General features: G+C 69.4%; 12 protein-coding genes. 5 read left to right on the forward strand and 7 right to left on the reverse strand.

What is annotated here, in order from left to right; translation table 11 throughout:
- Positions 1–42: 42 nt before the first annotated feature.
- The 3 genes from ABZX96_RS15930 to ABZX96_RS15940 all read right to left on the reverse strand — a co-directional run bounded on the left by ABZX96_RS15930 (position 43) and on the right by ABZX96_RS15940 (position 1657).
- Positions 43–273, reverse strand: coding sequence for a hypothetical protein (locus ABZX96_RS15930; RefSeq protein WP_355544116.1), 231 nt, complete (start codon positions 271–273; stop codon positions 43–45).
- Positions 270–1049 (reverse strand): hypothetical protein, encoded by a 780-nt coding sequence (locus tag ABZX96_RS15935; RefSeq protein WP_355544119.1) that lies wholly within the window; start codon positions 1047–1049, stop codon positions 270–272. Before ABZX96_RS15935 ends, ABZX96_RS15930 begins: the two co-directional genes overlap by 4 nt.
- A gap of 194 nt (positions 1050–1243) precedes the next feature.
- Positions 1244–1657: a hypothetical protein gene (locus ABZX96_RS15940; RefSeq protein WP_355544122.1), complete on the reverse strand. Its 414-nt coding sequence runs from the start codon at positions 1655–1657 to the stop codon at positions 1244–1246.
- Positions 1658–2587: 930 nt separating this feature from the next.
- On the opposite strand from ABZX96_RS15940, the gene ABZX96_RS15945 reads away from it, so the two are divergent.
- Complete coding sequence (locus ABZX96_RS15945) at positions 2588–4441, forward strand: transglycosylase domain-containing protein (RefSeq protein ID WP_355544172.1); 1854 nt, start codon at positions 2588–2590, stop codon at positions 4439–4441.
- A gap of 127 nt (positions 4442–4568) precedes the next feature.
- Here ABZX96_RS15945 and ABZX96_RS15950 read toward each other — a convergent pair whose 3' ends face one another.
- Positions 4569–5813, reverse strand: coding sequence for a hypothetical protein (locus tag ABZX96_RS15950; RefSeq protein ID WP_355544125.1), 1245 nt, complete (start codon positions 5811–5813; stop codon positions 4569–4571).
- 364 nt (positions 5814–6177) lie between these two features.
- Positions 6178–7317: an amidase domain-containing protein gene (locus ABZX96_RS15955; protein ID WP_355544128.1), complete on the reverse strand. Its 1140-nt coding sequence runs from the start codon at positions 7315–7317 to the stop codon at positions 6178–6180.
- Positions 7318–7907: 590 nt separating this feature from the next.
- Here ABZX96_RS15955 and ABZX96_RS15960 point away from each other — a divergent pair.
- Together ABZX96_RS15960 and ABZX96_RS15965 are read left to right on the forward strand one after the other, a co-directional pair.
- Positions 7908–10193, forward strand: a complete 2286-nt coding sequence (locus ABZX96_RS15960; RefSeq protein WP_355544131.1) for a hypothetical protein — start codon at positions 7908–7910, stop codon at positions 10191–10193.
- Positions 10194–10366: 173 nt separating this feature from the next.
- On the forward strand, positions 10367–10579 hold the full coding sequence (locus ABZX96_RS15965; protein WP_355544134.1) for a DUF4287 domain-containing protein: 213 nt from the start codon (positions 10367–10369) through the stop codon (positions 10577–10579).
- A 460-nt stretch (positions 10580–11039) separates the two neighbouring features.
- On the opposite strand, the gene ABZX96_RS15970 is transcribed toward ABZX96_RS15965, so the two are convergent.
- On the reverse strand, positions 11040–11474 hold the full coding sequence (locus tag ABZX96_RS15970; protein WP_355544137.1) for a VOC family protein: 435 nt from the start codon (positions 11472–11474) through the stop codon (positions 11040–11042).
- Positions 11475–11642: 168 nt separating this feature from the next.
- On the opposite strand from ABZX96_RS15970, the gene ABZX96_RS15975 reads away from it, so the two are divergent.
- Complete coding sequence (locus ABZX96_RS15975; RefSeq protein WP_355544140.1) at positions 11643–12191, forward strand: hypothetical protein; 549 nt, start codon at positions 11643–11645, stop codon at positions 12189–12191.
- Positions 12192–12310: 119 nt separating this feature from the next.
- Here ABZX96_RS15975 and ABZX96_RS15980 read toward each other — a convergent pair whose 3' ends face one another.
- Positions 12311–13132, reverse strand: coding sequence for a VOC family protein (locus ABZX96_RS15980; RefSeq protein WP_355544143.1), 822 nt, complete (start codon positions 13130–13132; stop codon positions 12311–12313).
- Positions 13133–13470: 338 nt separating this feature from the next.
- On the opposite strand from ABZX96_RS15980, the gene ABZX96_RS15985 reads away from it, so the two are divergent.
- Positions 13471–13905: a nuclear transport factor 2 family protein gene (locus ABZX96_RS15985; protein ID WP_355544175.1), complete on the forward strand. Its 435-nt coding sequence runs from the start codon at positions 13471–13473 to the stop codon at positions 13903–13905.
- Positions 13906–14034: the final 129 nt, after the last annotated feature.

Consider the following 14034-nt stretch of genomic DNA (forward strand, 5'->3'; position numbering starts at 1 on the left):
GCAACAGCAACAGCAACCCGGTGAACCCATGCGGTCACAGCACTAGACGTCCTGGTGGCGGGCCCCGTCTCGGTCGGTTCGGCTGGTCCGTTCCTCGGCGTCCTGCACGGCCCTCTCCCGTACGCGGCGTTCGCCTTCGCGCCGGGCGGCGGCGAGTCGCCGGTCCACGAGGAACATGGGGAGCGCGCACAGCAGCCCCCACGGTGAGAAGCCCTGGACCATCCCGGTGGCGCGCAGCGTTATGTTGACCGCGAGGGTGAGCAGCAGGGTCACGCCCCAGGCCACCGGGCGGTACCGGACGAGGAAGCGCAACAGGCCCTTGCCCGGACCGGAAAGCTCCTCAAGCGTGGCGGCGAGTACCGCGGTGTGGTGGTCGGCGGACCGGGCCTCGGGCTGCTCCCCCGCTCGTGCCCGAGCCGGGTCCGTTTCCGCCTTCGTCCCCGTCCCGTTTCCGCGTGCCGCGTGCCGCGTGCCGCGTGCCGCGTGCCGCGTGCCGCGTGCCGCGTGCCGCGTGCCGCGAGAGCGTCGCGCGTGTCCTTTTGCTGTTCCGCGGTGGCCATGTTCCGTATCTGGGCCTCGGCCATGTCGTCCTTCAGCGTTTCCCGGTAGCCGCGCTTGTCGCGCCGGTCGGCCTCGCGCGCTCGGGCGGCTTGGGATGAGGTGGGGGCGAGTTCCTCGATGCGAGCGAGGAGCTTCGGGGCGTGGGCGGCCCGGCCCGGGTGGCCGAAGCTGTCGGCGGCGATGCAGAGTTCGGCGTACGCGGCGAGCAGGTCGAGGTCGTCGGGCGCGAGCGACAGACCGGCCCGGTAGGCGCGCTCGGCCTCGGCGTCATGGTCCTCGTCGTCCTCCGCGGCGTGGGCCCGCCCGAGCCGGCAGTGCAAGGCGGCCACCGCCGCGATGGCACCGGTCCGCTCCTCGTGTCCCGTCTCCTCGGCTTCCGCCAGCCCGCGCTGTGCGGTGTCCCGCACCGCCGCGTACGCTCCGGCCGCGAACAACCGCTCACATTCCGTCACGTATGTGTCGTAGGAAGTGCTCGTTCTGCCTTCCATGCCCACCCCTCGAACCCGGCCGACCGGGAACACGCGAGACCGTGCCCCTCTGGCCGGGGTTCGTGGCGTGCGGGTTTCCCGGCGCTTCCGTAACTGGTGGCTCATTGGAGCACTTGGGTGTGGTCAGGGGGAGGGGAGAAGGCGGAAGGGTGGGACGGGAAAGGAGGTATCAGAGTGGTGGTCGCCCTTGACGTTCAGCTCGCCGGCGTGCGGAGGCGTTTGCGGTCCAGGACGTAGGCGGTCGTCAGGATGGCGAGGAAGCCGGTGGTCAGGACGATGGCCAAGGGCCAGACGTTGGAGACGGCGCGGGAGACGATGAGCACTTGCAGCCCGCACGCGGCGAGTAGGGGTGTGGCGATGGAGATCTTGAGGACCAGCGAGCGCACCAGCGCGTAGAAGAACCATGCGCTCATGCCGACGATGAAGACTCCGGCGCTTATCAGCACGATCCTCGTCGTCATGATGTCGCGGTCGCTCAGCGGTTCCTCCGGCATGATGCCGCCCACGAAAAGCGGGCCGAAGAAAAGGTAGAAGGAGGCGGCGACGTAGGTCTGCCCGGCCAGCAGGACCGTGGCCAGGATCAGCAGCACGCGGTGCGGGATGGTCATCGGCTTCCGTTCGTGATCGGCGGTGCGTGCACGTCCACGGTCCTGTCCTCGGGGCGGTGTACGTCCATGCCCTGTTTTCTGGGCGGTGCACGTATACGGCCCTGTTCTGTGGGCGGTGCGTGGTGATACGCACTGGGGACTCCAAGGAGGCTCGGGGCCGACGCGCTGAGCGCATGGCCGGGCGTCGTTCGTGCTCCGCTTCGGTGGCGCGGTGCACGGTTCGTCGTCCCGTGCCGGGTCCCGGCGGTCGGGACCGCGAGGATCATGACGGCCGGCGACGTGGCGGGCAACGCCCGTCAGGCAGGATGACCGAATTCGCTCGTCGGCGCGTGCGTTCCAGTGGTGATCACCAGCCACGCGCGGGGCCAGGAGTAGGGGCTATGTGCGAGGTCACGAGCAGGTCCGCGAGTCTGTCCGGGGGTGGTGCGGGCACGGTTCCGTCATGGGCCGGTCGCGGGTTGGTACGAGCCTCGGGCGAACGTAAGGCTTTCTCTCCCGTATAAGCCCTTACGCCGGACACTGTTCGTCCGGCGATGACGACCTGGCCGACCAGGGAAATAGGTGGCACCCACCCCAATCCGGACCGGCCATGAGGTGTCATCAGGTGGTCCGGAGCGAGGCGCGCGGGAAACGTAATGTTTTTGTGGCGGACCAGAACATTCTTGCGGGTCTACATACCATAAAGTCGGTCACGTGATCGAACAACGAAAAGGGGCGCATGCCCGGAATTCCTCCGCCGCTCCGGCCGCCCCCGCCGGCCGGCGGTCCGGCGAGGGCCGGCGGCGGGCCCAGCACCGCCGCCGGCCCCGGCTGCTTCCGGTCTACCCGCGACCAGGACGGTCGGGGTTCCGGAGGTGGGTGCCGTCCTGGCGACAGTCGCTGGGGCTCACCGGCTCGTCCCTGGGCGTGCTGGCCGGCCTTTTGTTGATCATGTACGCGCGCACGGAGATACCCGCCGACCTGAACGCTTTCGCCACCCAGCAGGACAACGTCTATTACTGGGCCGACGGCAGCGAGATGGCCCGCACCGGCGACATCAACCGGCAGGAAATGCCCCTCGACAAGGTGCCGGAAAAGATCCGCTGGGCGGTGCTGGCCGCCGAGAACGAGACCTTCTATTCCGACAGCGGCGTCTCACCCAGCGGCATGATCCGGGCCGCCACCAGAATGATCACCGGTGGCGACACCCAGGGCGGGTCCACCATCACCCAGCAGTACGTCAAGAACGCCTATCTCAACCAGGAGCAGACCTTCTCCCGGAAGGTCCACGAGATGTTCATCGCCATCAAGTTGGACAACAAGATGAGCAAGGACGAGATCCTGGAGCGTTATCTCAACACGAGCTGGTTCGGGCGGGGCACTTACGGAATCCAGCGGGCCGCGCACGCCTACTACGACAAGGACGTCTGGGAACTCAACACGAGCGAGGGGGCGTTCCTCGCCTCGCTGCTCAAGGGCGCCGCCCTTTTCGACCCGGCCCTCGGAAAGGGGAACCACGACCGCGCGGTGGAGCGCTGGAACTGGGTCCTGGACCGCATGGTGGCCATCGGTAAGCTCTCCAAGGAGGAGCGGGCCGGCTACACCAAGTTCCCCGAGCCCCGGGTCCCACCCAAGCTGGCCGGACTGACCGGGCAGACCGGCTACCTCGTGGAGACGGCCCGCGCCTACGTCAGCGCCCACACCCAGATATCCGAGCGGGAATTCGCCCTCGGCGGATTCCAGGTCCACACCACCTTCGAAAAGCCCCGGGTGAAGGCACTGGCCGACGCCGTGGAAAAATCGCGCAAGGAACTCGACCCGAAGACGCGCGAAGCCGACCGGAACGTGCGCATCGGTGCCGCCTCCGTGACCACGGACGGCCGGATCGTCGCCCTGTACGGCGGACCCGACTACCTCAAGCAGGGCTTCAACGACGCCAACTCCTCCGCCGTACCGGCGGGCAGCGCCTTCACCCCCTTCGTCTACGCCACCGCCCTGCGCGAAGGCGTCCAGCGGGAGCGCGGCGCGCCGCGTACGCCCGTCACCCCGGCCACCGTCTACGACGGCAACAACAAGATCACGCTGCTCACCCCCGAAGGGCCCTACTGGGACCGGGCGGGAAAGATCGCCAGGGCGGAGAACGACGGTGAGAAGTCCTGGGGCAAGATCCCGCTCAAGGAAGCGGTGGTGCATTCCGTCAACACGACGATGATGCAGCTGGGCATGGACGCGGGCCTGGACCTCGTCGGCAAGGTGAGCGTGGAGACCGGACTGCTGGAGAGCAGCCTCGGGCAGAAACTGCCCTCCTTCTCCCTCGGCACCGCCACCCCCAGCGCCATCCGCATGGCCGACGCCTACGCCACGTTCGCGGCCGAGGGCCGGCACAGCCCGCCGTACTCGGTCGGCAAGCTGACCCGCAGGGGCACCGACGTGCCCGTGGACACCCCGGAGTCCAGCGAGGTCCTGCCGCCCTCGGTCGCGAACGCGGTGGACGACGCCCTGCGGGACGCCGTCCGCCGGGGCACGGGCACCACGGCCAAGGCCGCCGGCCCGGACGTGGCCGGGAAGACGGGTACGGCGCAGGACAACAAGTCCGCCTGGTTCGTGGGCTACCAGGGCAAGCTGTCGACCGCCGTCTCGCTCTCCCGCATCGACCCCAAGAGCCAGGAACTGCTGCCCCTGGACGGCATCGGTGGCGCGCCCGAGGGCACGGTCGGGAGCACGTACCCGATCGACATCTGGACGCGGTACATGACCACGTCCTCGTCCTCGTCCTCGTCCTCGCCCGCGTCCTCGTCCTCGTAGGAGCAGGTAAGAACGCGTCAGGTACTCAGCGTGGGAACGGAGAAAGAACCGCGGGCCCTTGTATGACGGTGCCGGCCCCGCCCTTCTGCTATGGGCGGGGCCGGCACCGTCATAAGGGGGCGCTCGGCTACTTCACCAGCTTCGACCAGTCCGGGGACTGTGCCGGGTCGAGGCCGCGCAGCCTTTCCAGGACGGCGGGGTCCTGGGCGTCCAGCCAGTCGGCGACCTGCTTGAAGGACACGCAGCGGACGCCTTCGCGCTTGCACACGGACGTCATGACGTCCTCGATGGCCTTCATGTAGATGCCACCGTTCCAGTCCTCGAAGTGGTTGCCGATGAAGAGCGGCGCCCGGCTTCCGTGGTAGACGCGCTCGAATCCGTTGAGGTAACCGTCGCGGGTCAGCTTCCGCCATTCCGCGTATTTCGCCGGGTCACCCTTGGTCTCGTCACCGGACTGGTTGTAGAGGAAGTTGAAGTCCATGGACAGGACCTGCTTCTCGCTCTTGGGGTAGGGCAGCAACTGGAGCGGGAAATTCCAGATTCCGTTCATCTTCGACGGCCATATCTGGAAGTCGCCGGGCGAGCTGGCGTCGTAGCGCCAGCCGTACTCCTTGGCGGCCGTCAAAAGGTTCTTCTGGCCTTCCAGGCACGGTGCCCGGCCGCCCACCAGCTCCTTTTCGTAGTCGAAGGGGAGCGGGGGCAGGTCCGTGTAACCGGTGTTGGTCTTCCAGTTCTGGACGAACGAGTACGCCTGGTCGATCTCGCTCTTCCACTCCGCCGCACTCCAGTCGCCACCGCCCTTGGGCCCGCAGAAATGGCCGTTGAAATGCGTGCCTATCTCGTTGCCGTCCAGCCAGGCGCCCCGGACCTGCTTCAGGGTGTCCTTGATGTGCTCGTCCGTCGCGTAGGAAATCGCCGACTCGCCGGGCTTGTGCTGCGGCGGCTTGTACATCGACGCCTTGCTCTTCGGCAGCAGATAGGTGCCGGTGAGGAAGAACGTCATCTTGGCGTTGTTCTGCTCGGCGACCTGACGGAAGTGCGAGAAGAGGTGGTCGTCACCTTCCAATGCGCCGTCCCAGGAGAACACCACGAACTGCGGCGGCTTCTCGCCCGGCTTCAGCTTCTCGGCCTTGGGCTGCTTGGGCTGTGGGCCGGTGTAGGACGTCGAACCGTCCCCGAGCACCCTGACCTTGCCGTCCCACTTCTCTTCGGCCTTCCTGCCCTCGTCGCCCTTCACCGGGGCGGGCTTTTGGAAGGTGGAGGCCTGGGAGCTCGGTTCACCGCCCTCGTCGGAACCACAGGCCGTCAACCCGAAGGTGAGCGCGGCCACGGTGACCAGAGCCGGCGCGCCGAGCACGGTCCTCTTCGACAATTTCCTACTCCCTGGCACCAGGACATATGTTCTGTCCCAAGTATCACAGGAAGTGTCACGCGACACACAGGCCCCTGGTGCCGAGCACGTCCGGGGGCCGGTCTTGGGCGGTTTGGGGTTCTTTGTGACGGGGGCTGCCGGCCTCTCCGGCCGCGTCGCCGTGCTACCGGGCGCGTTGCCGTGCTACCGGGCGGCTTCGCGGGCGATCTCTGACGGATCTCCGGGCGATTCCTGACGGCCTACCGGGCGATCCCTCAGGGGAAGCCCGGCATGCCGGTGCCCGTTCGCGGAACGGGGCGGGCCCGGCCGGTGAGAGCCGGGCCCGCTGCCGTCGGCCGGGAGCGACGTCCCGGCCGGGCGGCCGTCAGGTGCGGTAGGCGTAGTAGACCGAGTTCGGGTACGACGCGATGATGCTCGCCACCGACTTCCGGTAGGTGTTGGTCGAGTGGTAGGTCAGGTACGGAACGCCGTCCTTGCTCCGGTACGTGGTCATCATGGAGTGGTCCTTGGACCCGTCACCGTCGAAGTCCATCTGCATGACGTCGCCGACGTCCATCTGGTAGACGTTCGCCAGGCTGGTCACGCGCTTGGAGTTGAGCGCATACCAGGACCACTCGTTGACGCCGACCCAGCTGTCGGACTGGCCCTTGGCGTCGTACCACCACTTGCGGTAGTCCCCGGCGGAGCCGCCCTCGGTCGTCCAGCCGCCGGCCTTCAGGCCCTGGCTCAGGAAGTTCGTGCAGTCGCCACCGGCCTCGTTGAACTTCCGGTACGCGGGGTTGTAGTTCCGCCAGTACTTCTCGGTGTACGCGGCCATGGCGGCGTAGTTGTACTTGGTACCCGTCAGCTTCTTCGGGACCGGCTTCGGGGAGCGGGTGATCGCGGCACGGGGGGCGTTGGGCGTCGTGGTGGTGCTCGGGGCCGCCACCGCCGCCTGCGCGGTCGAGGGCTCGTTGATGGCGCCCGGGCCGTCGTCCTGGGGCTTCATGCCCGTCAGCTCCCACGTGCCGCCCGGCTTGGAGGTGAAGGTCAGCTCGTGGCGTGCCTTGAAGCCGGTCGTGGTGGGCTCGTTGCCCCGGACCTTCTTGTAGGTGAGCGTGGTGGTCTCGGTGACCTGCACGGTGGCGCGGTTGCCCTTGACCTGCGTCCCGTCCACGGCGACCTGGGTGCTGCCGGTGGTGTACGCCTCGCCCAGGACGGCGAGCCGCTTCTTGCGGTCGCGGAGTTCGGAGACGCCCGCGCGCTCCGCCCGCGCCATCCCGGCCGACAGGCGCACCTTGTGCCGGGGGAACGTGGCTATGTGCCCCGAGGACCGGCCGTCCAGGAGCGCCGCCGTGCGCTCCGAGAGGATGGCGTCGGCGATACGGCTGAAGGAATCAGTGGTCGATTTGTCCACGTGGGTGGTCCGCCCCACCGCCCCCGCCGAGGGAGCGGGCAGGAACACGGCCGACACGGCCACGGCGAGCACCGCGCCGACGGCGGATCTGTGTGTCGTTGTTTTCACGAGTTTTCCCCTTGTCGCCCCGGCCCACCCGGGCCGGGCAGCGAATCTTCGCACACATTTTCCAGTCAGTGGATCAGTGCATCGGAGGCGGGTTCGTGCAAGGGGACCGACGGCCCGGAGGGGGGCAGGACGGCCGTGGGAAAGGGGGACGTTCTTCGTGTTTCGCCGGGGCTTCCGGGACGGGGGTGGAGAGCCCGTCGGGAGGCCCGGGAAGGAGGGGCGCGGTGCCGATATCCCGCCGTCGAACCGTCCCGTTGCCGGAGAGTCGCCGCCCGCCGTTGAGCTGTCCCGTTCCCCGGAGGCCCGTCCCCGCCGCCGAACCGTCCCGCTCCCGGAGGACTGCCCTCGCCGTCGAACCGTCCCGTCCCCGGAGAACCGCTCGGCCGTCGAACCGCCCCCTCCCCGGAGAACCACCGCCCGCCGTCGAGGTGCCCCGTCCCCGTCGAGGTGCCCCGTCCCCGTTGAAGCGCCAACGGCCGGGGGAAGGAAGCGGGAGCAGAGCCGGACCCGTCCGGTGCCGCGACGCCCGGAGACGAAGCTGATCCCCCGTCGGCACCGCGGTCGGGCCGGGCGGAAGGGGGGACGCGCGGATGCGGACGCGGACGCGGTGGACGGGAGTGACCTACCTGCTGCTGACGGCGGCCGGGCTGACCGGCGGCCTGTGGCTGGCCCTCGCGTACCGGTCGCAGGAGGCGGTGGTGCCCGCGCTGGTCGGGCTGGGCGGGATGTACATGGCCTGGGCACAGTTCCAGGCGGGCCGCGTCGACGCCGCCAGAGACCGGCAGCCGGACGCACTGGTGACGGCCGCGGCGGACGCCTTGGCCCAGGCGGTGTGGCAGCAGTGGGACGAGGAGGCGCGCAAGCGGCGGCTGTACGTTCCCGAGGCGATCCCGGTGCGGTGGAGCTGGTCGCGCCACCCGGTGACCGGCCACGAGTCGGTGGCCCTGGGCAACCCGGAGGCACCGGCCCCGTTCAACGCGCTGCCCGGCGTCCCCGCCGCCGAGTCCGCCACCGTGCGCGAAGGCGGACTCGGCGACCTGTTCCTCGTCTACGGCGGACTGCGCTCCGGCAGGATCGTCGTCCTCGGCGCACCGGGGAGCGGCAAGAGCGACGCGGCGGTCCGCACCGTGCTCGACGCGCTGCGCCACCGCCGCGAACTCGACGACGAGCGGCGCGCCCGCGTCCCCGTGCCCGTCCTGCTGACCGTCACGAGGTGGGACCACGAGCGCCGGTCCCTGTTCGGCTGGCTCGCCGACCGGCTCGCCGCGGACTACCGCTTCCTCCGGTCGGCCGACCACGGACGCGACGCCGCCGAGCGGCTGGTCGCGACGGGCCGGATCGCCCTGTTCCTGGACGGCTTCGACGAACTGGCGCCCGCGCTGCGCCGGATCGCCCTCGAAGAGATCGACCGGCACGCCCCCTGCCGGGTGATGCTCTTCTGCCGTACCGAGGACTACCTCGACACCGTGCGCGCCGGGCACCTGCACGGGGCGGCGGCCCTGGAACTCTCGGCGGTCTCCCGCGCCGACGCCGCCGCGTACCTCGAACGCCTGCGACCCGCCTCGCCGTCGCGCCCGTGGGACCGGCTGATCGAGCACCTCAACGACGAGCCCGACAGCGTCCTGTCCCGCTCCCTCGACTCACCGCTCACGCTGACGCTCGTCCGCGACGGCGTCCGCGACTCCGCCACCGTCGACGACCTGCTGACCCCGGGCCGGTGCACGACCCGGGACGACGTCGTGGCATACCTGCTGGACCGGTTCGTGGACGTCGCCTACCGCCCGCGCCCCGGCCCCGCCGGCAGCCCGTACGCTCCCGAGGACGCCCGGCGGTGGCTCGGGTACCTCGCGGCCGAGATGGCCCGGCGCGACCTCGGCGGCCTGGATTGGCGGCGCCTGCACTGGTGGGCGTCGCCCTTCCCGCGCGTCGCCGTCATCGCGGCCGTCGGCATGTTCGTCTCCGCGGGCGTCGGCGCGGTGGTCTTCGGGCCGGGCCGGTACAAGGCGATGCACCATACGGGCGCCGAGTTCGGGGCCGTCTACATGGCCGGGCTGGGCCTCCTCTTCGGGTTCCTGGTCGGGGCGGTCTCCGAACTCCGTGATCCCCGCTCCCTCCGCCTCAGACGGCTCCGCGCCCGCTGTGGCGCGGGGCGACAGCAGGTCAACCCGGCCGTCGGCCTGCTGGTCGGCCTCGCCGTCACGTTCACCATCGGCAACCAGACCCACTACTCCTACGGCGTGGCCGCCGGGCTCCTGGTCGGCACCGCGGCCGTCCTCGACGGGGGCCGCGGGCACCCTGATACGGGCCGGTGGGGCCGGTCCCGATGGCGGGCCCTGCGTTCCCGCGTGGCCCTGACGACCGGGTGCCTCGCGGGGGTGCCGGTCGGGGTGGCGTACGGGGTCACCAAAAGCCTCACCTACGGGCTGGTCGCCGGGGCCGTCGGCACGCTCGCGATCGCGCTCATCGTCGGGGCGGGCCGGTCCGCCGCCCACGCGGACACGCTCACCGACCCCGGCACGTCCTGGAGCCAGGACCTGCGGCACGCCGCCGTGTTCGGCCTGGTGACCGGCCTCTGCCTCGGCGCGGCCTACGGGTTCGGCAACGGCCGCGCGGCCGGATGGGTGGCCGGGCTGACGACCGCACTCGGCGACGGAATCCTCATCGGCCTCGCCGGCACGGCCGCCCTGTCCGCCCACTGGCGCACCACCCTGCTGTTCCTCCAACTACGCCGCCGCGACCTCTTCCCGGCCCTCGGCATGCGCTTCCTGAAGGACGCCTACGAACGCGATCTCCTCCGGGCCGAGGGCCCCAGGTACCAGTTCCGCCACGCGTTGTTGCGGGACCAGTTGGCCGGCCGGAGGCGGAACAGCGGGTGACACCGGGGTCGGGCCTGGCCCGGCTGACGGCGAGGCTCCCGGCAGCGCGGCGGTAGCGGCTCCCACCCAGGGGCCGCAGGAAGTGCGGCGGTAGCGGCTCTCGCCCCCAGGGGCCTCGGGCGGCGGTAGGCGACAATCACCAAGATCATCAACACGAACGGAAGGACACCGCAATGGCCGAACCGGTGAAGGGCCCCGCCAGTTACTTCCCCTCGATCGAGAAGAAATACGGACGCCCGATCGCGGAATGGAAGGACCTCATCCGCTCCTCGCCCCTGACCAAGCACATGGAACTCGTCTCCTGGCTCAAGGCCGAACACGGCCTCGGTCACGGACACGCCAACGCGCTCGTCGCCCACACCCTTGCCGAAGACACCGGCAAGTAATCCGCGGCAACCGGCAGATCCGCATCCGCTCCACGCCACGCATAGCCGCCTTGCCGGTCCGACAGCGGGGCGGGGTCATGCACGGCATATGGCGGTGGGCTCGCATCGTTCGTATCGGCCGCCCAGGTGCGCAGCTCGGCTCACGGCGTTGACCAGTTGACCAAAGGCACTGGCAGCTCGGTTACGCAGGCTTCCGGTCGCCTTTGCCGGGGAACGAAGACGGCCCGCCATCGACACGCTGATTCACGGTGCCGGCGGCGAGCCTTTATGTTGTCCGTGTCATCCCCTTCGGCCCGTCAGCCCGCCCTGTCCTGGATCGGCTGCCGACCCGCCGCATTCCGTACTCGGGACTTCGGGCTTCGGGATTTGGGCTTCGGGTGGGGCCGTCTTTACGGAAGCTGACGACAGCACGGCTTACCCGTCAAGGGCCTTGAGATTACCGATTACCCGTCAAGGGCCTTCAGAGGTTGTCGAAGTCGGGGATGGTGATCGAGCCGTCCGCGGCGAGCGGGAAACCGGGGTTGTGCGCGATCTCCCAGGCATGGCCGTCCGGGTCGACGAACGCACCCGAGTAGAAGCCGAGGGGATTGGTGGTCGCGGGCTTGGTGATGGTGGCCCCTGCCTGCCGCGCCGTGGCGAGCAGGGCGTCGACCTCGGCCTCGGAGCGCACGTTGTGGGCGAGCGCGATACCGCCGAAGCCGGTAGCAGGCCCGTCCTCCACGCCGCAGTCCCGCGCGAGCTTGTCGCGGCCCCACAGCACCAGGCCGAGACCGCCCGCCTGGAAGAAAACCGTTTCCTGCACCTCTTGCCCACGCCAGCCCAGAGCCTCGTAAAAGGCGCGTGCGCGGGACAGATCGGATACTCCCAAGGTGATTAAACTGATGCGCTGCTCCATGGCGATCAGTATCGTCCGGATACGCGCGAAGGCGCAAATACCTGGACGGCTGGGTCGGTTGCGTGTCCTCGCACGGCATGAGCCGTGCTCAATGGCCAGGTTCGCCGTGCGGTCCATCCAGCCGTGCGGTAAAGCTCGCTGTACCACCGAATTCAAGGAGATCCACGGGTGTCCGATCTGGACTTCTACGCTCATGTCGCCACTCACTGCGACGTGTTCGGTGTCGGGGTGGGTTCCGACCCTGACGACTGGGAGGCCGCCCTGGGGTCGGATTACCTCGACGTATTCGGGCGCGGCCGATTGAGGCGGGACTACGGACTCGTGGAAGTCTCCTTCTTTCGGAATCCGCAGGGCACGTATTCCTGCTCCGGCTTCAGTGTGCAGATCCACCGGCAGCTCTACGCATCGTCCCCGGGTGACGTGCCGCTGCCTCTCTCGCGGGAATACGGGAACTTCGCGCCCCGAGCGCAGTACGAGGAAGTCCGGGCCCGTATCCTTTCCATGGGCCACAGCATCGAACTCGAAAAGCCGGACCATATACACCGCTATCACGTACCGGAATCCGGCGCCCGCGTTTTCGTCATGGCGGACCCCAACCCGTACGGATCGTGCGACCACGACCCGGCCGACCCGGAGCTCCATCAGGCGGACGACGTGTGGTCCGTGAGCGTCGCCTGCCGCCCTTTGGGAAGCCGGGGAGGCGTGGAGCCGCGGTAAGGAGGAGGCGCACCGGGTTGAACGACGGACTGACACACACCTGTCCGGGAGCGACCGGCCCGGAGGGCGGGGCGCGGGCGACGGCCGCCCGGGAGTCACGGTATGACCGGCCGGGGCCATCACCCCCGGGGGCTCTGCATCACCGCGAAATGGGCCCGGAACGGGTCCCGGAAGGTGGCGACGCGTCCGACCCCGGGGACGTCGATGGCGGGGACGACGATGGTGGCGCCGTGGGCCTCGGCCGCGGCTTGGGCGGCGTCGCAGTCCGCGGTCTCGAAATAGGGGTGCCATTCGGAGCGGGCGCCGGCGGAGACGGCGTCGTCGAGGAGTTGCATGATGGCGCAGTGGGGCGTGGTCCGGTCGCCGTCGGTGGGGGTGACGATGGAGAAGACATGGGCGCCCAGGGGGAGGTCCCAGTCGGTGTTCCAGGGGAAGACCGCGCGGTAGAAGTCCTTCGCGGCGGTGGCGTCGGTGGTGTAGAGCTCGATCCAGCTCGCCGAGCCGGGCGCGTTGATCACTTCCAGGCCCGGGAGGTCGCGGGGTTCCCAGACGGCGAAGCGGGCGCCGCCGGGGTCGGTGAAGTGGGCTGTGCGGGCGGCGGTGAGGAAGTCGGCGGGCGCCCGGCGGACCGTGCCGCCCGCGCGCTCGACGGCCTTGGCGGTGACATCGGCGTCCGGGGTGCGGAAGTGCACGGTCCAGGCCGCTTCGGGGTCCTCGGGCGAGGCGGCCGGTGCCGTCGTGCCGTCCCGGTGGTGGGCGTGGTGGACGGACGCGGCGATCTTGCCGTCGAGACGGAAGAGACCGTGGTCCGTGGCGCCCTGTGGGGCCGGGCTCAACCGCCACCCGAAGACGGCGCCGTAGAAGGCGGCGGACCCCTCGACGTCGGGGGTCGTCAGGTCCAGCCAGCACGGCCCGCCCGGCAGGTGCGTGGACGTCAGCATCGCGTACCCCTCCCAGAGATCCCGGCAGTACGGCGGGCATCGCCGCGAGGGACCGCCCGCCGGTCATCACCTTGCCGCGCGGTCCCAACTCCCGCCAGTGGACAGGCTTGTTGGTCCGCCGCGATCTTCTCGTTCACCGTCGTCGCGTGAACCACGCATGAACCATGCGTGAACCACGTGTCGGACCGCGCCTCGAACTGCGCGTCGCGCCACGTTCCAGGCGCGAACGGCACGCGGGCGCATCGAACGCGGATAGCTATTCAAGCTTGACTAGACGATTCCCGCCCACTATGTTCAATGGCAGCTAGTCAAACTTGATGTCTGATGTAGGGGGACCCTTGATCAACCTGCCCGAGATCGGTTACACGCCGTCGGACGAGGACCGCGCGAGCCTGGAAGCCTGGTTCGCCGAGTACGACGAGGTCAGCGCCCGGCGTGACGTCGAGCGCATGACGGACATGGCGGCCTTCCCGATCAACCTGGTCAGCGACGACTCGAACGGTGACGGCCGCACCGCGCAGTGGGACCGCGCCCGGCTCCTCGAAGGCATGGGCCACGCGATGAGCGAAGCGGGGGAGGGTGAACTCTCCGTGGAGTCCGTTCGCACGCCGGTGTTCCTGAGCCCGTCGATAGCCGTGGTGTTCAGCGACTCGACCATGGCCGTCGACGGGGAGAAGCGACAGCTTCGGTACGTCGACATCCTCGTACGGCAGCAGGGGAAATGGGCGTACCAGACGATGATCCAGCCCGGTTGGGGTGACGTCATGGGCTGATGGCGCGACTGCCCTTCGGGGCCGGTGGCTTCACGCGGTGAGGTGCCGAACAAAGCGCGTGCGCCAGCCGACTCGGCGACGTAGCGGTGCCGTTGCCGGGCAAGCCGACCGCCCCCTCGATCCGAGGAT

The organism is Streptomyces sp. NPDC003077, assembly GCF_040611095.1.
GTDB lineage: Bacteria > Actinomycetota > Actinomycetes > Streptomycetales > Streptomycetaceae > Streptomyces.

Bases quoted from the DNA above. Each gene is read 5' to 3' on its own strand.
- ABZX96_RS15935 (WP_355544119.1), bottom strand. From the start codon at position 1,049: ATGGAAGGCAGAACGAGCACTTCCTACGACACATACGTGACGGAATGT.
- ABZX96_RS15940 (WP_355544122.1), bottom strand. From the start codon at position 1,657: ATGACCATCCCGCACCGCGTGCTGCTGATCCTGGCCACGGTCCTGCTG.
- ABZX96_RS15945 (WP_355544172.1), top strand. From the start codon at position 2,588: ATGTACGCGCGCACGGAGATACCCGCCGACCTGAACGCTTTCGCCACC.
- ABZX96_RS15960 (WP_355544131.1), top strand. From the start codon at position 7,908: ATGCGGACGCGGACGCGGTGGACGGGAGTGACCTACCTGCTGCTGACG.
- ABZX96_RS15965 (WP_355544134.1), top strand. From the start codon at position 10,367: ATGGCCGAACCGGTGAAGGGCCCCGCCAGTTACTTCCCCTCGATCGAG.
- ABZX96_RS15970 (WP_355544137.1), bottom strand. From the start codon at position 11,474: ATGGAGCAGCGCATCAGTTTAATCACCTTGGGAGTATCCGATCTGTCC.
- ABZX96_RS15980 (WP_355544143.1), bottom strand. From the start codon at position 13,132: ATGCTGACGTCCACGCACCTGCCGGGCGGGCCGTGCTGGCTGGACCTG.